A 21325-nucleotide genomic window follows, 5' to 3' on the forward strand; every position below is an offset into this window, starting at 1 on the left:
TGAGCCGCGAACCTCGTCCGATACACCGAACACGAAGGACAGCTTGTGACGACCGACGCCTCCGCCACGGCCCCCCGTCGACCCGGTGAGCAGGCGCTCACCACGCTCGGCCTGGGCGCGCCCGCGCTCGATCCCGCCGACGCCTCCGTCCACACCTTCCCCGGCGGCGGCCGCTGGCGCACCGAGGTCCCTTCGTGCGAGGGTCCCGAAGCGCTGGCCGTCATCCTCAAGGAAGCCTCGCGCCTCGACGTGCCGATCCACCGGATCAGCCAGGGCAGCGGCGTGTGGATGCTGAGCGACGCCGAGATCACCGAGATGGTCGAGGCCACCGCCGAGCGTGACATCGAGCTCTGCCTGTTCACCGGGCCGCGTGGCACCTGGGACATCGGCGGCTCCACCCGGACCGACTCGCGCGGCGGGGGCCTGAGGGCCCGCGGGCACGACGCCGTGGCCGGATGCGTCGAGGACGCCGTGCGGGCCACGGAGCTGGGCGTCAAGTGCCTCCTCGTGGCCGACGAGGGCGTGCTGTGGACGCTGCACCGGGCCCGCCAGGCCGGCCTCATCCCGGCCGACACCACGCTGAAGGTGTCGGCGCTCATCGGCCCCGTCAACCCGGCTGCGTACGCGGTGTACGAGCGGCTCGGCGCCGACTCGCTCAACGTGCCCAGTGATCTGACGCTGGATCACCTCACGGAGATCCGCCGGGTCTCCGGCGCCCCCATGGACATGTACATCGAGGCCCCCGACGACCTCGGCGGCTACATCCGGATGTACGAGGTCGCCGAGCTGATCCGGCGCGGTGCACCGCTGTACCTGAAGTTCGGCCTGTCCAAGGCCCCGGGGATCTACCCGTACGGCCACCACCTGCGCGATCTGGCCCTGTCCACGGCCCGTGAGCGGGTGCGGCGCGGCCGGCTGGCCCTCGACCTGCTGGCGCGGCACGGGGCGGACGCGGACATGGCTCCGCTCGGCTCCCGGCTGCCCGGCGAACTCAGCAGGTTCGACATCCAGTCATAACGTTACGGAAACCCCGCTTCACAGAAGACGACACAGGCGCGCAGAATCCCACACACCGCTTCTCGGTCTTTCCCCGGCCCCGTTCCCGGGGCGTCCTCCGCAGCGCGAGACCGACCCCCTGCACACACATCAAGGATGATGATCATGCGTAACCGCAGAGCCTCCCTCGCCGCCATAGCCGGAGCCGCCTCCCTCGCCCTGACGCTGACCGCCTGCGGGCAGTCCGGTGAGGGCGGCAGCGAAGCGTCCTCGGACGGCGCGAAGGGCGGCACCATCGGCATCGCGATGCCGACCAAGTCCTCCGAGCGCTGGATCACCGACGGCGCCAACGTCGAGAAGGACCTCAAGGCCAAGGGTTACAAGACCAAGCTGGTCTTCGGCGAGGACGACCCCGACCAGCAGGTCTCGCAGATCGAGAACCTGATCACGCAGGGCGTCAAGGCGCTGATCGTCGCGGCCATCGACAACAAGTCGCTGAACAACGTGCTCCAGCAGGCCGCCGACGCCAAGATCCCGGTCATCTCCTACGACCGCCTGATCCTCGGCACGAAGAACGTCGACTACTACGCGTCCTTCGACAACGAGAAGGTCGGCCAGCTCCAGGCCACCTACCTCGTCGACAAGCTGGGCGTGGCCGGCGGCAAGGGCCCCTTCAACATCGAGCTGTTCGCCGGCTCCAACGACGACAACAACACCAAGTACTTCTTCAACGGCGCGATGAAGGTGCTCCAGCCGTACATCGACAGCAAGAAGCTGGTGGTCAAGTCCGGCCAGACCGCGCTCACCAAGGTCACCACGCTGCGCTGGGACGGCGCCACCGCCCAGAAGCGCATGGAGGACATCCTCACCTCGACGTACACGAGCGGCCGGGTCGACGCGGTCCTCTCGCCCTACGACGGCATCTCCATCGGCATCCTCGCCGCGCTGAAGTCGGACGGCTACGGCGCCAAGAACAAGCCGCTGCCCGTCATCTCCGGCCAGGACGCCGAGCTGGCCTCGGTGAAGTCGATCATCGCCGGTGAGCAGTCGATGACCGTCTACAAGGACCTGCGCAAGCTCGCCCAGGTCGCCACGGACATGGTCGACGCCTCCCTCAACGGCAAGAAGCCCGAGATCAACGACACCAAGTCGTACGACAACGGCACCAAGGTCGTCCCCGCCTTCCTGCTGCAGCCGGTGAGCGTCGACAAGAGCAACTACGAGAAGGAACTCGTCCAGGGCGGCTACTACACGGCGGACCAGCTCAAGTAAGCGTCGGCCCTTAAGGATTGGAAGGCACGACCATGGCGGGACCCGTCCTGGAAATGCGCTCGATCGTCAAGACCTTTCCCGGCGTCAAAGCGCTGTCGGACGTCACACTGACCGTCCGCCAGGGCGAGGTCCACGCCATCTGCGGTGAGAACGGCGCCGGGAAGTCCACCTTGATGAAGGTGCTCTCCGGCGTCCACCCCCACGGCAGTTACGAGGGCGAGATCCTCTTCGAGGGAGAGACCGTCCGGTTCAAGGACATCCGGGCGAGCGAGCAGCACGGCATTGTGATCATCCACCAGGAGCTGGCGCTGTCGCCGTATCTCTCCCTGGCGGAGAACATCTTCCTCGGCAACGAGCACGCCAAGGGCGGGTTCGTCAACTGGCGGGAGACCCTGCGGCACGCCACCGAGCTGCTGCGCCGGGTCGGTCTGACCGACCACCCGGAAACCCGCGTCACCGACATCGGCGTGGGCAAGCAGCAGCTCGTGGAGATCGCGAAGGCGCTGTCGAAGAAGGTCAAGCTCCTCATCCTCGACGAGCCGACGGCGGCGCTGAACGACGAGGACAGTGACAAACTCCTCGACCTCATCCTGGAGTTGAAGAACCAGGGCATCACCTCGATCATCATCTCCCACAAGCTCAACGAGATCCGCAAGGTCGCCGACTCGGTGACGATCATCCGCGACGGGCACTCCATCGAGACGCTCGACGTGAAGTCGCCCGAGACGACCGAGGACCGGATCATCAGCGGCATGGTCGGCCGCGACCTCGACCACCGCTTCCCCGAGCGCACCCCGCACGAGGCGGAGAAGGACGCGGCCCCTGCCCTGGAGATCCGCGACTGGACCGTGCACCACCCGATCGACCAGCAGCGCAAGGTCGTCGACGACGTGTCCATCCAGGTGCGGCGCGGGGAGATCGTCGGAATCGCCGGCCTGATGGGCGCCGGACGCACCGAGCTGGCCATGAGCGTCTTCGGACGCTCCTACGGCCGGTACGCGGGCGGCACGGTCCTCAAGGACGGCAAGGAGATCCGTACGAAGACCGTCGCGGAGGCGGTCGACCACGGGATCGCCTACGTCACGGAGGACCGCAAGCACTACGGCCTCAACCTCATCGACACGATCAACCGCAACATCTCCCTGACCGCCCTGAGCAAGGTGGCCAGGCGCGGCGTCGTCGACGAGCAGGAGGAGCGGCAGGTCTCCGAGGGCTTCCGCAAGTCCATGAACATCAAGGCGCCCACCGTCTTCGAGCCGGTGGGCAAGCTGTCCGGCGGCAACCAGCAGAAGGTCGTCCTCAGCAAGTGGATCTTCGCCGGTCCCGATGTGCTGATCCTGGACGAGCCGACGCGCGGTATCGACGTCGGAGCCAAGTTCGAGATCTACACGGTGATCGACAAGCTGGCCGCCGAGGGCAAGGCGGTCGTCTTCATCTCCTCCGAGCTGCCGGAACTGCTCGGTATGTGCGACCGCATCTACACGATGGCCGCCGGACGGCTCACGGGCGAGTTCCCGCGGGCCGAGGCCACGCAGGAAGTGCTGATGCGCCAGATGACGAAGGACAAAGAGGTAACGCGATGAGCACGGACGTGACGGACAAGAGCCCGGCGGCCGCGCCGCCCGGGAAGGGCGGGGGCTCAGCCACCGGCGGCGGGATGCTCCAGCTGGTGGTGGACGGCCTGCGCCGCAACATGCGCCAGTACGGCATGCTGATCGCGCTCGGCCTGCTCGTGGTCCTCTTCCAGGTGTGGACCGACGGCGACCTGCTGCTGCCGCGCAACGTCTCCAACCTGGTCCTCCAGAACAGCTACATCCTGATCCTCGCGATCGGAATGATGCTGGTGATCATCGCGGGTCACATCGACCTGTCGGTCGGCTCGCTCACGGCCTTCACCGGCGCCTTCGCGGCCGTACTGACCGTGCAGCACGATCTGGCGTGGCCCCTCGCACTGGTGCTGTGCCTGGCCGTCGGCGCGGCGGCCGGCGCGGCGCAGGGCTTCCTGATCGCCTACCTCGGCATACCCTCCTTCATCGTCACCCTCGCGGGCATGCTGATGTTCCGCGGCCTGACGGAGATGCTCCTGAAGGGGCAGACCCTCGGCCCGTTCCCCGACGGCCTGCAGAAGATGGGTAACGGCTTCCTGCCGGAGGTCGGCCCGGACACCAACTACCACAACATCACGCTGCTGCTGGGCTTCGCCCTGCTGACCTTCGCGGTTCTCCAGGAGGTCCGGGACCGCAAGCGTCAGCAGGAGTTCGCGCTCGAAGTCGTGCCCAGGAACCTCTTCCTGCTCAAGCTCGTCGCCATCTCCGCCGCGATCCTCACGGTCACGATGCTGCTCGCCAGCTACAAGGGCGCGCCGATCATCCTGCTCATCCTCGGCATCCTGGTGGTCGGCTACGGCTACGTGATGCGCAACGCCGTCTTCGGCCGTCACATCTACGCCATCGGCGGCAACCTGCCGGCGGCGAAGCTGTCCGGCGTGAAGGACAAGAAGGTCACCTTCCTCGTCTTCCTGAACATGGGCGTGCTCGCGGCCGTGGCGGGTCTGGTGGTCGCCGCCCGTCTGAACGCGGCGTCGCCGAAGGCCGGCCTCAGCTTCGAACTGGAGGCGATCGCCTCGGCGTTCATCGGTGGCGCGTCCATGAGCGGCGGTGTCGGCACCATCCTCGGTGCCATCATCGGCGGTCTCGTCCTCGGTGTGCTGAACAACGGCATGAACCTCCTCAGCGTCGGCACCGACTGGCAGCAGGTCATCAAGGGCCTCGCCCTGCTGATCGCGGTCGGGTTCGACGTCTGGAACAAGCGCAAGTCCGGTTCCTGAGCCACCGGAACTCCCTGAGCGGCTGAACGGGCCCCGCCGGAAGGCGGGGCCCGTTCCGTGTTCCCCGTCGGCTCGCCGCGGTTGCCCGCCGGTTCTCCGGCGGTTGAACAGCGCCGCCCGAGTCTCCGTATGTAAGGACGGCCCGCGCTCCCCCGCGCGGGCCACCCACATGACGACGGGCCCGGTCGTCCCCGCCGGGTCCGCCCCATACGGAGGTTCCATGGCCGACAACGTCACCTCGTTGTTCCGCAGCACCGCCGCGCACAGCCCGTCGATGGCGGCGCTCACGCGGGAGGGCGGCGACGAGGCCGGCCCGGTGGACTTCTGCATCCCCTGCAACCCCTACTTCCCCACCCCGCAGATGTTCGACGACATGTCGGCGCGGCTGCGGGACATCATCACGTACTACCCGAGCAGCGCCGACACCATCACCGCCGAACTGTGCAGCCTGCTCCAGCTCCCGCCGCAGGCCGTCGCGATGGGCAACGGCTCCACCGAGCTGATCACCTGGATCGACCACCTGCTGGTGCGCGAGTCCCTCGCCGTCCCCGTCCCCACCTTCGGCCGCTGGACCGACCAGCCCATGGAGACCGGCAAGCGGGTCGACATGTTCCCGCTCCAGGAGTCCAGCGGCTTCGCCCTGGACCTCGCGCAGTACGCCGAGTTCATCCGCGCACGCGGCACCCGCGTCGCCGTCATCTGCAACCCCAACAACCCCGACGGCGGGTTCCTGCACAAGCACGCCATCGTGCAGTTCATGGACGCGATGGCCGACCTCGACCTGGTCATCATCGACGAGTCGTTCCTCGAGTTCGCCGATGCCGAGGTCGAGCCCTCGGTGGTCCAGGAGGCGATGCTGCGCCCCAACGTCATCGTCCTGCGCAGCCTCGGCAAGAACTTCGGCCTGCACGGCATCCGCTTCGGCTACCTCGTCGCCAACCCGGCCCTGGCCGGCCGCGTCCGCTCCATGCTGCCCAAGTGGAACCTCAACTCCTTCGCCGAGCACGTGGTGTTCATGCTGAAGGAGCACGGCCCCGAGTACGCGCAGAGCCTGATGCAGGTACGCCGCGACCGCCTCGACATGTCCAGCCAGCTCTCCTCCCTCCCCGGCCTCACCGTCTACCCCTCCCAGGGGAACTTCCTCTTCGTACGCCTCCCCGTGGGCGCCGAGGGAACCGTGGTCCGCGACCGGATGCTCACCGAGCACCGGATCCTGGTCCGCGAGTGCGGCAACAAGATCGGCTCCTCCAGCCGCTTCCTGCGGCTCGTGGTGCGCCCCCAGGTGGACGTGCGTCGCCTGGTGTCCGGCCTGGAACAGGTGCTCTACGGGACCAGGAGGGGAGCCGCCGTGCCCGAGCTGAACCACGGGAACAACTACAGTTCGGGCACGGCGGCGGTGGACCGGCTGGTCGGGGCGACGAACGGGGCGGGGCTGCAGGGGCTTGCGGCGCAGGCTCAGTCGATGGGGGGCGGAATGCCGATGCCGGCGCCTGCGCCTGCGCCTCAGATGCCGATGCCGGCTGCGGCGCAGGTGTTTCCGCAATCGGTTCCGGCGCCGACGCCTGCGCCCATGCCGGCGGCTGCGGCTTCGATGTCACCGGTGCCGCCGCCGATGCAGATGCCCATGCCGACGCCGATGGCCGCGCCCATGCCCGCGGCTCCGGCGGCGGCGATGGCGCCCCCGATGGCACCGGCGATGGCCGCACCGGCGGCCGGGCCGATGGGTGGGCCCGGCGGGCAGACCCCGCCGGGGGTGCCCGCCCGCGGTGGCCTCACGGCCGCGCAGGTGCGGGGCACGAACGGCCTCTCCCCGGCGGCGACGACAGGCTGGCCGAACGCCCAGAACTGGCCCAACCCGGCGGGAATGGGCCAGGCAGGCTGACCCGGCTGAGGCACACCCCTGGGGGCTCCGCCCCCAGACCACGGCCTTTGCCCACCCACCACCCGACCCGGTGGGATAGAAGGTGACGGTCACGGCACTTCCGCGAGGGTCACCTCTCGGCCTGCCGAGACGGGTGGTGGGGTGGGCATGGGGCCGGGGGTCCAGGGGGCGGAGCCCCCCCCCTGGACGGGGGAGGAACTCCGGGGAGTCAGGACGGGGTCAGGCGCCACTGCTGGCAGGTGTTGTTCAGCCACGTCCACTGGCGGACGTCCGCCGCGTCTGCCGTAGAGCAGTTCGCCACGTCGGCGACCTTTCCGCTGGCCTGGTTCACGATACGGACGTAGTCACTGTCCGTCGCCAGGAACCGGAACCGCTGGCACGTGTTGTTGAGCCACGACCACTGACGGAGGTCGGCCCCGTCGGCGGTGGAGCAGTCGGCCGTGTCCATGACCTTGCCGGTCGCCACGTTCACGAGCCGGCTCGTGTCGTCGCCCTGGTCCTCCAGGCGCCACCGCTGGTTCGCGCCTCCGTTGCAGGCGTACTGCTGCACGTTGGCCCCGTCGGCGGTCGAACTCCCAGCCACCTCAAGGCACTTCCCGCTGTTCCGGTTCCGCACGGTGTACGTCGTCGAGGCAGCCGACGGCTCACCCGAGGGCCCGGTCTGACTGGCGCCCAGACGGACCGGCGTACCGAGGTTCGGCGTACCGTCGGAGTTCCAGGTGAACTTCTGCGCACGGGCCGTACGCCCGTTGTCGCAGCCTTCCGACGCCGCGTCGTTGGCGTGGTAGACGATCCAGCTCTCGGTGCCGTCGGGTGAGGTGAAGAAGCCGTTGTGGCCGGGGCCGTAGACACTGTTGGCGTCGTTGCGCTGGAAGACGGGGGTGGACTTCTTCGTCCAGGCGGACGCCGACAGGGGGTCGCTGCCGGTGAGGGTCAGCTGGCCGAGTTTGTAGTCGGGGGTCCAGCAGCCGCTCGCGGAGTAGATGAGGAAGGTCCGCCCGCCCCGCTGGAGGATCTCGGGCCCCTCGTTGACCGAACCGCCGCTGGTCTCCCAGGAGTTCGTCGGTGTCGAGATCGTGGAGAAGCCGGTCGCCAGGGTGTACGGGTTGGACATCCGGGCCGCGACGAGGTTCTGTGTCCCGCCGCTCGCGCTGCCGAACAGGTAGAGCTGGCCGTTGATCGTCGCGACCGTCGGATCCAGCATCCAGGCGGAGTTGAGCTGGTTGCGGTAGGTGTAGGGCCCGAGGGGGTCGGAGCCCGCGCTCTCCAGGACGTGGGTGCGCTGGGTGGGGTTGTAGTCGGTGACGTTCTGCCCGGCGACGTAGTACAGGTACCAGCGGCCGTTGAGGAAGTGCAGCTCCGGTGCCCAGATGTTGCAGCAGCGGCTCGCCGCGTCACCCTGCCAGACCTCGATGCTGGGCGCGGTGGCGAGTCCGGCGAGGGTGGCGGACTTCCGGACGGTGATGACGCTCGTCCAACTCGTCGCCACCATGTAGTAGTTGCCGTCGTGGTAGGTGATCCAGGGGTCGGCTCCCTTCTGCGTCTTGACGGGGTTGGCGAAGGAGGCCGCGCTGGCGGTGGGCTGCCCGACGGACAGGGCGAGCAGCAGCGCGGCCAGCAGGGTCAGTAGGCGACGGGCCATCCGCTGCTCCAGTTCAGAAGGTTGATGCCGAGTTTGGGGGTGCCGTTGTCGTTGCCGTCGTAGTAGTGGTAGACGATCAGGTCGCCGTCGGTGTCCTTCATGATCGACTGACCGCCGGGGCCGATGTACCGCCCGTGCGACTCCAGGACCGGTGTGCCGCCGTTGTTCATGAGGGCGACGCCGTTCTTGTCGTAGTACGGCCCGGTGACACTGGTGGCGCGGCCGACCTTGACCTTGTAGGTGGAGCTGGTGCCGGCGCAGCAGGTGTCGTAGGAGGCGAAGAGGTAGTAGTAACCGTTTCGCTTGACGATGTACGGCGCTTCGACTGCCTTGGTCCCGGTCGGGCGGGAGGCGAGGGAGTAGCGGGTGGTGTTGCTCGACAGCTGTTTCCCGGTGCCGGGATCGATCTGGATCATCTTGAGGCCCGTCCACCAACTGCCGAAGGACAGCCACCACTTGCCGTTGTCGTCGACGAAGAGGTTGGGGTCGATGGCGTTGTAGTCACTGGAGGTGGTGGAGGTGTAGACGGTGCCCTGGTCGGTCCAGGAGCCGGGCAGTCCGGTGGTCGAAGAGGCCAGGCCGATGGCGGACTTGCTGGAGCCGAAGGTGGAGACGGCGTAGTACATGAGGTACTTGCCACCCTGGTACGAGATGTCGGGCGCCCAGGCCTCGGTCGTCCCGTACGAGGACCACCAGCTCGGCTTCGTGGAGAAGGCGTCGCCGCCCGCGCTGAACGCGATGCGGTCGGTGGAGGTGCGGTAGGAGAGGCCGCCGCCGGTGGCGTAGAGGAGGTAACGGCCGCCGGAGGTGCGGATCATCGTCGGGTCGTGCACGACCGTGGACCCGGTGACGGTACCGGGGTTGGGGTAGGCGGAGGCGGCCGAGGGGACGAGGGCGAGCAGGACCGCGGCGGGGAGGGAGAACAGTGCGGCTCGCCGGGAGGTACGGGGAGTGCGGGGGGTACGGCGGGTACGTGAGGTGCGGCTCATGCGGACGCTCCTTCAGTGGGGTTCACTGTCCGAAGTTTCGAACAGCAGTCGCGTCGTCGGACGGGACCGTAGGATCGAACCCCTCACGCGTCAATGGTCCGCGCAGAACCGAAACTATTGCGAGAGCGCTTGCGCAACCCTGGTCTCGCCGATCCCCTTGTCCGGCAGGTGACTTGACGGGCCGTCACTTTGCCCAACTGACAGCCTGCCGACAGGAACGCCCCCTACGGTGCCGTGCTCATGACAGACATCTCAGGAGTCACCCCGGAAGTCACCCCGGAAGTACCCCACCGCCCCGTCGGGCGCCGGGCCGTGCTGATCGCCACCGGCGCCACCGCCGCCACGCTGGCCGTGGGCGCGACCACCGCCGCCCCCGAGGCGCCGCCCACGCAGGACCCCGCCCCCGTGGCCGCGGCGGCCGTGTGCACCCTCACGAAGGAGATGACCGAAGGGCCCTACCACCTCGACGGACAGTACGTCCGCGCCGACATCACCGAAGGCAAGGCGGGCATCCCGCTGAAGCTGACCCTCACCGTCGTCGACGACGACACCTGCGCGCCGCTCGCCGACGCCCTGGTCGAGCTGTGGCACTCCGACGCGCTCGGCGAGTACTCCGGCTTCGTCGGCAACAACGGCCACGAGGGGCCCGACAGCGGCACCTTCCTGCGCGGCGCCGTACTCACCGACTCCCGCGGCGTCGCGGCGATCACGAGCATCTATCCGGGCTGGTACCGGGGCCGCTGCGTCCACATCCACGTCAAGGTCCACACGAACGTCACCCTGACCTCGGACGGCCACTTCACCGGCGGCCAGGAGATCCACACCGGCCAGCTGTTCTTCAGCGAGGCGATCACGAACGCGGTCGCACGCGTCTCCCCGTACTCGACGAACACGGTCACCCGCACCACCCTCGCCCAGGACTCCATCTACGACGAGGGCGGCGCCGCCTCGGGCCTCCTCACCCTCACCGCCCTGGGCACCACGACCTCCGCGGGCTACGCCGGGACGCTCACCCTGGGCGTCGAACGCTGACCACCGCGCCGGGCGCCGCCGGAGCCCCCGGTGGCCCCGGTCGGCCTGAGAGACAGGTCCGTGAGCCAGGTCTGTCTCCGAGCCGAACTCGTCGAACGGGGCGATGTCCTCGCCCCCGCACGCGCCCGCGGACCGGGAACGGGGTTCATGACCGGGAGAGGAGACCTAGCCCTGCCGGATCTCGGCCGGCGCCACTTCCAAGCCTTCGCGACGCAAGCGCTCACTCCCCCAGGCACCGAGCGGCCCGAGCGCTTGGTTGAGCGTGTGCCCGTGCTCGGTCAGGGAGTACTCCACCCGTGGTGGCACCTCCGCATAGACCTTCCGGTGCACGAGTCCGTCCGCCTCCATCTCACGCAGGTGCTGGGTCAGCATCTTCTCGCTCACTCCGGACAGAGCGCGGCGCAACTCCGCGAAACGGCGTACGGGATGGGCGTCGAGTTCCCACAGGATCAGCCCCTTCCACTTGCCGCTCACCACATCGAGCCCAGCGTCGATGCCGCAGATGTAAGGCCCGCATCTCGGCGACTTCGCCATCACCGATCCCCCTTACGAAAAGGTAAGTACCGCAGAAAATAGTAGGTACTTCCGAGGTTAGCGGCGCTGTCCGAGCATGGACGGGTGAACGAACAACAGAACCGCACCACCAGGCAGAACAGCCCTGTCACCGTGATCGGGCTCGGCCCGATGGGCCAGGCGATGGCCCGCACCCTCCTCACCGCCGGCCATCCGGTCACCGTCTGGAACCGCACCGCCGGCCGGGCCGACGGCGTCGTCGCCGACGGAGCGACGCTCGCGGCGACACCCGGCGAGGCGGTCGAAGCGAGTGACCTCGTGATCCTCAGCCTCACCGACTACCAGGCGATGTACGACATCCTCGACAGCGCCACCGCATCACTCGCCGGCCGGACGCTGGTCAACCTCAGCTCGGACACCCCCGAACGCACACGCGAGGCGGCGACCTGGGCGGCGGGCCACGACGCCGCCTTCCTCACCGGTGGTGTCATGGCCCCCGCCCCGATGGTCGGCACGGAGGCGGCCCAGGTCTACTACAGCGGCCCCGACGAGGTGATGGAGAAGCACCGGTCGGCGCTGGCACGGCTCGGCACGCCAAGGCATCTGGGCCGGGATCCGGGCCTCGCCCAGATGATGTACCAGGCCCATCTCGCGGTGTTCCTCACCACCCTGTCCGCCTTGATGCACGCCACCGCCATGCTCGGCAGCACAGGCATGAAGGCCGCGGAAGCACTGCCGGAGCTGCTCTCCTCCGCCGACTCGATCGGCGCCTTCCTGAGGGCCGGCGAAGAGGCCCCCGGCGCCGCGCTGGACGCCGGAGAGCACCCCGGAGACCTCAGCACGGCCGCCATGATGGGTGCGACATCCGACCACATCGTCGAGACCAGCACCTCGATCGGCCTCGACCTCGCACTCCCCCTGGCCGTGCAGGCTCACTATCGGCGCGTGATCGAGAACGGACACGGCCAGGACAACTGGACCCGCATCATCGACAGCATCCGGGAGCCGCGCTGACCGAACGCGGCACCGGTCCCGGTCAGGCACCTGCTCTCCGTGCGACGCCGAGCCGGCCGGGTACGTCCACCTCCGCGCGCACCGTCCTGCCCGGCGGCGGGTCACGGTCCAGCACCTCCCAGCACCTTCGAACTGGCCTGGTTCAAGAGCAGCTGCAGCAGCGCCTCCGGGGACGACTGCATCGAGGTCGCCCTCTCCTGGCGTAAGTCCAGCTACAGCAGCGGCGGTTCCGGCGACTGCGTAGAAGTCGCCACCCTCCCCCACGACATCCACGTCCGTGACTCCAAGGACAAGGACGGCCCCCAACTCGCCCTCTCCCCCCGCCGCCTGGGCCGAGTTCGTCGCTCACGCGGGGCAGTGACCACAGGGCCGCCCGCGACCTCCGCGGGCGGCCCCTCCGTCTCACTTGCCCGGACACTCCTTCCAGGCCATGTGGTAGACCGTGCTGATGTCGCCGTCGGTCGAGTCCATGGTCATGAAGCTGACCTTGCCCGGTGCGGAGCTGCCCGCGTTGACGCGCAGCTCGGTGTTGATGTTGAAATTGCGCTGGACGCCGCAGGGAGCCCACACGAGCTGTGCCCAGTCGGTGGTGTCGGTCGCCTGCCAGTTGTCGTTGTAGGCGCCGCTGATGGGATGGTTCTTGTACACCGTGCTCGACGAGCCCTGGAAGTAGTACGAGGCCCGCTGTATCGCGCTGGCACCCGGCTGGAGCAGGGCGAAGCCCCGGTAGTCCGCGCTGGCGATGGCGTACGTGAAGCCCTGCGGGACGTGGACGATCAGGTTGAGCTGGCAGTTCTTGCGGAACGCCGTGGGGTCGGAGTTGCCGCCGGCCTGAGCGAGGTAGTCGCTGTAGGTGACGGTGAAGGCGGTGTTGTCCTCGGAGACGGCGATGGCGGCGGTGCCCGCCGGGCAGCCGGAGCCGTTCACCGTGGCGATGTTGATGACGATCTTGTCCGGGGGCGGGTCGACGAACCCGGAGGACGGGTTGTGGGCGGGTATCGCGGAGGTGATGAGAGCGGCGACAGCACCGCTCAGAAGGAGCCCACCTGTCATGGTCTCTCCCTGGGTCGGGGGGTGGCTGCGCCCGGGGGGTCGGCACGTCAACTCTGTGAGGAATCAAGGGAGTTGATGTGAAGCCCCGGGGCGTTCGCATCGTAGGGAGGCCCCCGGGACCCGGCCAGGCCGAACTCCGGCCATTCACCTCGACCCGTTCACACCGGCGCTCCGGCATCCCCGGGTCAACCCTTTTCACCCTCGCCCCAACTCCCCTCTGTAATCATTCCTGTTCGACCCGTTGACACCCTTCACACTCCCTCCTAAGGTCACGCCAGCATTCCGACCATGTGACGAGATTTCGAACAACGGAAGGCAAGCGCTCTCCGGAGCACCGGAATCAGCGCTCACGTGGCCGGAATGCCGTGGCGCGGCCCGACGTACCTACAGGTGCACGCCGGCAGGGGCATCACGAGAGTCGACGAGACCCGGATGCCAGGCCGCACCGCCGCACGTGTCCCCAGTTCGTTCTGTCCAGCGCGCCCGGGATCCCCCTGGTACGACACCGGCGCGCCGGGACCCCCCTCAACGACGAGAAGAACAAGGAACGATCACCATGCGCACTCGAAGAGCCGCCCTCGGCACCATCGCCGGAGCCGTCTCCCTCGCCCTCACCCTGTCCGCCTGCGGCGAGACCGGCGAGAGCAGCTCCGGCTCCGGGGACGGCACCATCGGGATCGCCATGCCGACCCGGGCCTCCGAGCGCTGGCTCACCGACGGCAAGAGCGTCGTCAAGGACCTCGAGGCCAAGGGGTACCAGACCAAGCTGGTGTACGGCGACGACGACCCCAAGGCCCAGGTCGCGCAGGTCGCGGAGCTGGTCAAGCAGGGCGTCGACGCGCTGATCATCGCGGCCATCGACAACAAGTCGCTGAACGGCGTGCTCCAGCAGGCCGCCGACGCGGACATCCCGGTGATCTCCTACGACCGGCTCATCCTCGGCTCCGCGAACGTCGACTACTACGTCTCCTTCGACAACGAGCAGGTCGGCCGGCAGCAGGCCCGCTTCATCATCGAGCAACTCGGCCTGGAGGACGGCAAGGGCCCGTTCAACATCGAGCTGTTCGCCGGGTCTCCCGACGACAACAACACCAAGTACTTCTACGACGGCTCGATGCACCTCCTCCAGCCGTACCTGGACAGCAAGCAGCTGGTCGTCCGGTCCGACGAGACCTCGCTGGACAAGATCACCACACTGCGCTGGGACGGGCCGACCGCGCAGAAGCGTATGAACCGCATCCTGTCCAAGTCGTACAACGGCAAGACGGTCGACGCGGTCCTGTCGCCGTACGACGGCATCTCCCTGGGCGTCCTGTCCGCGCTCAAGTCGTACGGTTACGGCTCCGACGGCAAGCCCCTCCCGATCATCACCGGTCAGGACGCCGAGCTGGCCTCGGTGAAGTCGATCATCGCGGGCGAGCAGTCGCAGACCGTCTACAAGGACCTCCGCGAACTCGCCACGGTCGCCGCGAACATGGCCGACGACATCCTCAAGGGCAGGACACCGAGGATCAACAACAGAAGGGGCTACAAGAACGGCGTGAAGGACGTGCCCGCCTACCTGCTCCAGCCGGCGAGCGTCGACAAGAGCAACTACAGCTATGTCCTCGCCGGCTACTACACCGCCGAAGAACTGAAGTAGCGGTCACCGCCACTGGTCCTACGGGTTCTCCCAGGCCGCCGGTTCCGCCGCCAGGTCACGGACCGGAGCCGGGAGGGCGTCGGCGGCGATGTCGGCCACCGTGACGCCCTCCAGGATCCTGCGGACGTTGGCGCGCAGGGCGATCCACAGGGGCAGCAGGGGCTGGGCGGTGCCCGTGTACGTCAGGCCGGTCGGGCGTTCGCCGCGGACGGAGACGATCGGGCCGTCGACCGCGCGGATCACGTCAGCGACCGTGATCCGCGCGGGGTCGCGGGCGAGCCGGTAGCCGCCGCCTCCGCCGCGACGGCTCTCGACGATGCCGCCGCGCCGGAGGTCTCCGAGGATCCCCTCCAGGAACTTGTGCGGGATGCCCTGTTCGGCGGAGATCGTCTCCGCCTTCACCGGGTCGCCGCCGCCCTGCCGTACGGCCAGTTCCAGTACCGCCCGCACCGCGTAGTCCGCCCGTGCCGAGATCCTCATACCGACATTGTGGGGGCAGGCGGCACCGTCCGGTTCAGGCCAGCCGGATCACGTTCCAGGAGAGCGGTTCCAGCGTCGCCGTCAGCGTCCCGTCCGTGACCGCCGTACCGTCCACCGCGTGCGGGGCGACCCGCTCGGGGTCGTCGAGCGTGTTGCGGGCGTCCGGGTCGGCGTCGGCGAGCGCGCTGTGCTCGACCAGCCGCGAGACCCCCAGACCGGCCACGGCCACCTCCAGCGGCAGCGCCTCCGTGCGGCTCCGGTTGACCGCGAAGACCGTCACCGAGCCGTCCTCCGCGCGGACGGCGGTCGCGTGCAGCAGATCCGCCTCGCCGTACTTCCGCGTCTGGTACGTCGGTGAGTCCACCCGGACGTCGAGCACCTCGCCCCGCCCGTACCGCGACGCCTGCGCGAACGGGAAGAACGTCGTCTGGCGCCACGCCGCGCCGCCCGGCTCGGTCATGATCGGCGCGATGACGTTGACCAGCTGGGCCAGGCAGGCGACGGCGACACGGTCGGCGTGCCGCAGCAGGGCGATGAGGAGCGAGCCGAAGACGACCGCGTCCATGACGCTGTAGTTGTCCTCCAGCAGGCGGGGCGCCTCGGGCCAGTCGTCCTGCGCGAACGTCGTCGCCTGCTCCTGCCAGCGGGACATGTACCAGACGTTCCACTCGTCGAAGGAGAGGTTGATCTTCTTCTTCGACTTCAGGCGGGCGCCCACGTGATCGCAGGTGGCGACCACGTTCTCGATGAAGGACTCCATGTCGACGGCGGAGGCGAGGAAGGAGTCCACGTCGCCGTCGAGGGGCTCGTAGTAGGCGTGCAGGGAGATGTGGTCGACCAGGTCGTACGTCTCCGCCAGGACCGTCGCCTCCCACTCCGCGAACGTCGGCATCGACTGGCCCGAGCTGCCGCAGGCGACGAGTTCGACCCCGGGGTCCTGCTGGCGCATCGCGCGGGCGGTCTCGGCGGCGATCCGGCCGTACTCCTCCGCCGTCTTGTGGCCGGTCTGCCAGGGGCCGTCCATCTCGTTGCCGAGGCACCACAGCCGGATGCCGAAGGGGTCCTTGTCGCCGTGGGAGGCGCGCAGGTCCGAGAGCGCCGTGCCGGACGGGTGGTTGGCGTACTCCTGGAGTTCCAGGGCCTCGGCCACGCCGCGCGTGCCGAGGTTGACCGCCATCATCGGCTCGGCCTGCGGGCCGACCTTCTTCAGGAAGGCGATGTACTCGGAGAGACCGAAACGGTTCGTCTCCGTCGAGTGCCAGGCCAGGTCCAGACGGCGGGGGCGGCTCTCCGCCGGGCCGACGGAGTCCTCCCACTTGTAGCCCGAGACGAAGTTGCCGCCGGGGTAGCGGATCGCCGTGACGCCGAGTTCACGGACCAGGTCCAGGACGTCCTGCCGCAGGCCCGCCTCGTCGGCGGTGGCATGGCCCGGCTCGTGGATACCGGTGTAGACACAGCGTCCGAGGTGCTCCACGAAGGAGCCGAAGAGACGGGGGTTGACCTGGCCGACGGTGAAGGCGGGGTCGAGGGTGAAGCGGGCGGTGCGCATCTTTTCCTTCCGAGGGGGTGCGGTTCGTCTGCGAGGGGCCGGGGAGCCGCGGTCCGGTCGTCCGGGCTCCGCGTTCTCAGGAGACCTTGGGCCAGCCGTTCTTCGTCCAGACCAGCCGGTTGAGCCCCAGCTTGGGTGTGCCTTCGTCGCGGGCGTCGTAGTAGTGGTACGCCAGCCAGTCCTGGCCCCGGTCGCGGAAGACCGACTGGCCGCCCGTGCCGACGTACCTGCCGTGGCCCTCCAGGAGCAGGTCGCCGCCGCCCTCCAGCATCGGCGTGCCGGAGCTGTCGACGTACGGGCCGGTGATCGTCGTAGCCCTGCCGACCTTGATCTTGTAGGTGGAGTTCACGCCCGCGCAGCACGCGTCGTACGAGGCGAAGAGGTAGTAGTAGCGGCCGTGCCGGACGATGTACGGGCCCTCGACCGCGTACGGGGCGTCCGGGCGGGTCGCCAGGTGGTGGACGGTCGGGCCGGGTACGGCCTTCCCGGTGGCCGGGTTCAGCTCGACCATCCGGATGCCCGTCCAGTACGAGCCGAAGGACATCCACAGCCTGCCGTCGGCCTCGACGAGCGCCGGGTCGATGGCGTTCCAGGAGTCGGTCGTCTCGGAGGAGAGGACCTTGCCGTGGTCGGTCCAGGTACCGGGCAGGCCGGTGCGGGACGTGGCGACGCCGATCGCGGAGTGGTTGGTGCCCCAGGAGGAGACGGCGTAGTAGAGCCAGTAGCGGCCGGCGCGGTAGGAGAGGTCGGGCGCCCAGGGATCGCCGGTGTCGTTGTACTCGTACCACCAGCTCGGCGGCTCGGCGAAGGCGTTGCCCGCGTCGTCCCAGTGCTTGCCGTCCTTGGACAGGCGGGCGCCGATGACGCCGCCCGTCGAGTAGGCGACGTAGCCGCCGGCGCGCAGCCGGATGACCGTGGGGTCGTGGATGATCTGCTGGCCGGTGATGGGCCGCGGGTCGGGAGGGGCGGCGGCCTGTGCGGTCGCGGGGAGGGGGGTCAGGAGGGTGAGGAGGGCCGCGGCGAGTACCGCCGCGATGCTGAGGCGCTTCAACTGCGTAGCTCCTTCGGGGGAGTTACTGGCCGTTTTTTGCCGTTACCTGCCGTTGCCTGCCGTCACTGGCCCGCGAGGCCGGTGTGTGCGACACCTGCCACGATCTGGCGCTGGAAGAAGACGAAGACGATGATCAGCGGCAGGCCCGCCATGAGACCGCCGGCCATGAGCTGGGCCCACTGGATGCCGTAGGAGTTCATGACGGTCGCGATGCCGTTCGGCATGGTCATCAGGTCGGGGTTGTTGGTCACCATGTACGGCCACAGGAAGTTGTTCCACGAGGCGATGAAGGTGAAGATGCCGACCGCCGCCAGTGAGGGGCGGGAGAGCGGGACCACGATGGTGAAGAACACCCGCCAGCGACCGGCGCCGTCGATGAACGCCGCCTCCTCCAGTTCGCGCGGGATGCCCTGGAAGAACTTGTAGAGGATGTAGACCATCGCGGCGGGCGCGCACTGCGGAAGGATCATGCCCCAGTAGGTGTCGACCATGCCCATCTGCTGGACGGTGGTGAACAGCGGCACGCCGAGCACGGCCGGGGAGACCATCAGGCCCGCCATCACCACGCCCATGAGGAAACCCTTGCCGCGGAACTCCGTGCGGGCGAAGCCGTAGCCGGCGAGCGCGGCCACCAGGAGCACCACTGCCGTCACGCACACCGAGACGACGAGGGAGTTCACGAACCAGTTGGTGATGTTGCCGGACTCGAACATGGCCGACCACGCCTGGCCGGTCCAGTCCTTGGGCAGCCAGTGCGGCGGCACCTCGACGGCCTCGGTCTCCGCCTTCAGGGAGGTGAACACCGCCCAGACCAGCGGCGAGAGGAACACCATGGAGACGGCCGCGCCGAGCAGGGTGAGCACGATCTGGCTGGGCGACCAGGTCCTGCGGGTCGTGGCCCGTACCGGGGCGTCGGCCCGTGCGGCGGGCTGCGTGGCGGTCTGTGCGGCGGTGGTCATCGGCCGCCCTCCTCACGGTTGCGCAGCAGCCACATCCGCGCGAGGGCGACGGCCGCGATGAGCACGAAGAAGATGATGGAGATCGCGGAGGCGTAGCCCACGCGGTAGCTGGTGAAGCCCTCTTCGAGGGTGTACTGCACGAACGTGCGGGTCGATTCCTCGGGACCGGTGCCGAAGTCCATCATCACGACCGCCTGGTCGAAGACCTGGAGCGAGGCGAGGATCTGGAGCGCGATGACGAGCCCGGTGATGTTGCGCAGCATCGGCAGCGTGATGTGGACCATGCGGTGCCAGGCGTTCGCGCCGTCCAGTTTGGCGGCCTCGTAGAGGTGCGCGGGGATGCCCTGGAGCGCGGCGAGGTAGAGCAGGAAGCTGAAGCCGACCGTCCACCACAGGGTGCAGATGACGACGGCGAGCATGGCGTACGACTTGTCGGTCAGCCACGGCGTCTCGATGCCGAAGACGTAGTTGATCATTCCCGTGCCGGGGTTGAACAGCCACTGCCAGAGGTTGGCGGCGACCGTGGACGGCAGCAGGAACGGGGCGAAGAAGCAGAGCCGCCACAGCCACTTGGCGCGCTCGATGTGGTGGGCCAGCATCGCGAGGAGGAAGGCGAGCACGGTGATGCACGGCACGACGAGCAGCGTGAAGTAGCCGCTGTGGCCGAGCGCGTCCCACACCAGGGGGTCGTTGACGGCCTCGCGGTAGTTGTCGAGGCCGACGAAGCTCGTGCCGTCGCCGGAGATGTTGGCGTCCGTGAAGCTGAGGTACACGCCGCGCAGCAGCGGCCAGATCACGAAGAGCGCGAACAGCGCCAGGAACGGGGCGACGAACCAGCCGCCGTGCTGGAACCCCTGCCTGCGGCGGACGGTGGCGCTCAGCGCGACGGTCCTCGCGCGCGCCGGGCGGATGACGGTCTCTGCGCCGGTCGTCGTCATGCGACCGCACCTCCCTGCGCGGCGGTTCTGCCGTCCATGGGGTTCTTCGAGGCGAGCAGCTCGGCGAGCGTGCCCTTCATGCGGCGGGCGGCGGCGTCCGGCTTGGCGGAGCCCACCGTCGAGGAGACGACGATCGGGCCGACCCGCTGGGCCAGGATGCCGGTGGAGCCCGCGAACCAGACCTTCGGCTCGGTGGCCTGGTGGTCCATCGCCGTGACGTACTCGCTCTGCGGGTTCATCTTCCGGTACGCCGGCGTGGACAGGGTCGGTGTGTACGCCGGGATGTGTCCGCCGGCCGCCCACTGCCGGGCGTGCGTGACGACGTAGGCGGCGAGTTGGTGCGCGGCCTCGTCGGCGGCGCCGCCGCGGCCGGACTGGTGCGGCAGGACGAAGGCGTGCGACTCGGCGTGGGTGGCCTGCTTGCCGAAGACGGGCGGCAGCGGGGTCGCGCCGTAGTCGAGCTTCGCGGCGTCGAAGACCGGCACCGACCAGTTGCCCTCCCAGGCGAACGGGGCGCCGTTGACGACCTGTTCGGCGCCCGCTCCGCCGCCGAACGCGGGGTTGGTGTATCCGTCGGTCAGGTGCCGGCGCAGGAACTCCAAAACCTGGGTCGCCTTGTCGGTGTCGAAGGTGACCTCGGTGTTGGCGGCGTTGAACCAGGTGCCACCGAGCTGGGTGTAGAAGGCGACGAAGAACCACCACTGGAAGTTCTGGTCGTTGTGCCACATGCCGAGGGTCTGAAGCCCCTTCTCGGTGGCGCCCTTGGCCTCCTTCAGCACGGCGAACCACTCGTCGGTGGACGTCACGGGCACCATCCGCCCGTCGGCGCCCAGCAGGCCCGCCTTCTTCAGCACGTCCTTGCGGTAGAAGCAGAGCTGGACGTGGATGTCGAGCGGGAGGGCGTAGAGCTTGCCGTCGATGACGCCCCGCTTCCACAGGGCGGGGTTGAAGTCGGCCTCGCGCACGCCGTACTTGGCGAGCAGCCGTACGTCCCAGGGGTCCAGGAGGCGGCCGGGCGAGAAGCCGGTGACCCGGCCCATGTGCATGACGCCGAGGTCCGGTGCGCGGTTTCCCGCGGCGGCCATGGCGAGCTTGGTGTAGAAGGGGCTGCCCCACTGGAGGGTGGAGTCCTTGACGTCGATGCCGGGGTTGTCCTTACGGAAGGCGTCCAGCATCGCGATCATGTTGTATCCGTCGCCGCCGCTGAAGAGGTTCCAGTAGCGCACCCGGGTGTCCGCTCCGGAGGCGAGCGCGTCGGCCCCGGTTCCGAGTGCCGCGAAGCCGAAGCTGCCCGCGACGGTCAGGCCGCCGGCGGCGGCCAGAAGATGCCTGCGACTCAGGTCAGGTCGTCCCATGCCCTGCCCTTACTGTTCGGTATCTCGAATCTTGCCCGTAACTTCGAACGGGACCGTAAATTCGATGTGTCCTCGCGTCAATGGTTCTGACAGGACTCGCGGCAACCTTCGACAGTGAGTCTGATAGCGCT

At 68.6% G+C, this 21325-nt stretch carries 18 protein-coding genes and 1 pseudogene; 9 read left to right on the forward strand and 10 right to left on the reverse strand.

Translation table 11 applies throughout. The annotated features are described in order from the left end of the window. The first annotated feature begins 45 nt into the window (after positions 1-45). From ACFWJX_RS21485 to ACFWJX_RS21505, 5 genes are all read left to right on the forward strand, one after another. Positions 46-1017 (forward strand): hypothetical protein, encoded by a 972-nt coding sequence (locus ACFWJX_RS21485; RefSeq protein WP_383245459.1) that lies wholly within the window; start codon positions 46-48, stop codon positions 1015-1017. Between the two features lie 144 nt (positions 1018-1161). Further along, complete coding sequence (gene chvE / locus ACFWJX_RS21490) at positions 1162-2268, forward strand: multiple monosaccharide ABC transporter substrate-binding protein (RefSeq protein ID WP_383245462.1); 1107 nt, start codon at positions 1162-1164, stop codon at positions 2266-2268. 32 nt (positions 2269-2300) lie between these two features. Further along, complete coding sequence (gene mmsA / locus ACFWJX_RS21495) at positions 2301-3851, forward strand: multiple monosaccharide ABC transporter ATP-binding protein (RefSeq protein WP_383245464.1); 1551 nt, start codon at positions 2301-2303, stop codon at positions 3849-3851. After that, positions 3848-5095 (forward strand): multiple monosaccharide ABC transporter permease, encoded by a 1248-nt coding sequence (gene mmsB / locus ACFWJX_RS21500; RefSeq protein WP_383245467.1) that lies wholly within the window; start codon positions 3848-3850, stop codon positions 5093-5095. The genes mmsA and mmsB overlap by 4 nt, the downstream gene beginning before the upstream one ends. A 220-nt stretch (positions 5096-5315) precedes the next feature. Beyond that, positions 5316-6977, forward strand: coding sequence for a pyridoxal phosphate-dependent aminotransferase (locus ACFWJX_RS21505; RefSeq protein WP_383245470.1), 1662 nt, complete (start codon positions 5316-5318; stop codon positions 6975-6977). A gap of 208 nt (positions 6978-7185) precedes the next feature. Here ACFWJX_RS21505 and ACFWJX_RS21510 read toward each other — a convergent pair whose 3' ends face one another. Both ACFWJX_RS21510 and ACFWJX_RS21515 read right to left on the reverse strand, forming a co-directional pair. Beyond that, complete coding sequence (locus ACFWJX_RS21510; protein ID WP_383245472.1) at positions 7186-8619, reverse strand: family 43 glycosylhydrolase; 1434 nt, start codon at positions 8617-8619, stop codon at positions 7186-7188. Next, entirely contained in the window at positions 8601-9608 is a 1008-nt protein-coding gene (locus tag ACFWJX_RS21515; protein ID WP_383245475.1) for an arabinan endo-1,5-alpha-L-arabinosidase, read from the reverse strand. Before ACFWJX_RS21515 ends, ACFWJX_RS21510 begins: the two co-directional genes overlap by 19 nt. Before the next feature lie 240 nt (positions 9609-9848). On the opposite strand from ACFWJX_RS21515, the gene ACFWJX_RS21520 reads away from it, so the two are divergent. Further along, positions 9849-10640: an intradiol ring-cleavage dioxygenase gene (locus ACFWJX_RS21520; protein WP_383245477.1), complete on the forward strand. Its 792-nt coding sequence runs from the start codon at positions 9849-9851 to the stop codon at positions 10638-10640. Positions 10641-10805: 165 nt separating this feature from the next. Here the strand turns inward: ACFWJX_RS21520 and ACFWJX_RS21525 are convergent, their stop codons facing one another. Continuing rightward, a complete protein-coding gene (locus ACFWJX_RS21525) occupies positions 10806-11174 on the reverse strand; it encodes a winged helix-turn-helix transcriptional regulator (RefSeq protein ID WP_383245480.1) in 369 nt (122 codons plus the stop codon). Positions 11175-11258: 84 nt separating this feature from the next. Between ACFWJX_RS21525 and ACFWJX_RS21530 the strand changes: the two genes are divergently transcribed. Both ACFWJX_RS21530 and ACFWJX_RS21535 read left to right on the forward strand, forming a co-directional pair. Further along, positions 11259-12167 (forward strand): NAD(P)-dependent oxidoreductase, encoded by a 909-nt coding sequence (locus ACFWJX_RS21530; protein WP_383245483.1) that lies wholly within the window; start codon positions 11259-11261, stop codon positions 12165-12167. 132 nt (positions 12168-12299) lie between these two features. Next, positions 12300-12528 (forward strand): annotated as a pseudogene (locus ACFWJX_RS21535) (DUF397 domain-containing protein). Positions 12529-12569: 41 nt separating this feature from the next. On the opposite strand, the gene ACFWJX_RS21540 reads toward ACFWJX_RS21535, so the two are convergent. Then, positions 12570-13220, reverse strand: coding sequence for a DUF4360 domain-containing protein (locus ACFWJX_RS21540; protein ID WP_383245485.1), 651 nt, complete (start codon positions 13218-13220; stop codon positions 12570-12572). A 556-nt stretch (positions 13221-13776) separates the two neighbouring features. Here ACFWJX_RS21540 and chvE (ACFWJX_RS21545) point away from each other — a divergent pair. Beyond that, entirely contained in the window at positions 13777-14862 is a 1086-nt protein-coding gene (chvE, locus tag ACFWJX_RS21545; protein WP_383245488.1) for a multiple monosaccharide ABC transporter substrate-binding protein, read from the forward strand. A gap of 18 nt (positions 14863-14880) precedes the next feature. Here chvE (ACFWJX_RS21545) and ACFWJX_RS21550 read toward each other — a convergent pair whose 3' ends face one another. From ACFWJX_RS21550 to ACFWJX_RS21575, 6 genes are all read right to left on the reverse strand, one after another. Then, entirely contained in the window at positions 14881-15342 is a 462-nt protein-coding gene (locus ACFWJX_RS21550; RefSeq protein ID WP_383245491.1) for an RrF2 family transcriptional regulator, read from the reverse strand. 34 nt (positions 15343-15376) lie between these two features. Continuing rightward, positions 15377-16891: an alpha-N-arabinofuranosidase gene (locus ACFWJX_RS21555; protein ID WP_383245494.1), complete on the reverse strand. Its 1515-nt coding sequence runs from the start codon at positions 16889-16891 to the stop codon at positions 15377-15379. 76 nt (positions 16892-16967) lie between these two features. Then, positions 16968-17942 (reverse strand): arabinan endo-1,5-alpha-L-arabinosidase, encoded by a 975-nt coding sequence (locus tag ACFWJX_RS21560; protein ID WP_383245497.1) that lies wholly within the window; start codon positions 17940-17942, stop codon positions 16968-16970. 62 nt (positions 17943-18004) lie between these two features. Continuing rightward, the gene (locus tag ACFWJX_RS21565; protein ID WP_383245500.1) at positions 18005-18901 is read right to left on the reverse strand and encodes a carbohydrate ABC transporter permease; all 897 of its coding nucleotides are present in this window, start codon (positions 18899-18901) and stop codon (positions 18005-18007) included. Beyond that, entirely contained in the window at positions 18898-19839 is a 942-nt protein-coding gene (locus tag ACFWJX_RS21570; RefSeq protein WP_383245503.1) for a carbohydrate ABC transporter permease, read from the reverse strand. Before ACFWJX_RS21570 ends, ACFWJX_RS21565 begins: the two co-directional genes overlap by 4 nt. Then, positions 19836-21194: an extracellular solute-binding protein gene (locus tag ACFWJX_RS21575; protein ID WP_383245506.1), complete on the reverse strand. Its 1359-nt coding sequence runs from the start codon at positions 21192-21194 to the stop codon at positions 19836-19838. The genes ACFWJX_RS21570 and ACFWJX_RS21575 overlap by 4 nt, the downstream gene beginning before the upstream one ends. Positions 21195-21325 lie beyond the last annotated feature (131 nt).

It is taken from the genome of Streptomyces sp. NPDC058335, assembly GCF_042723915.1.
GTDB lineage: Bacteria > Actinomycetota > Actinomycetes > Streptomycetales > Streptomycetaceae > Streptomyces.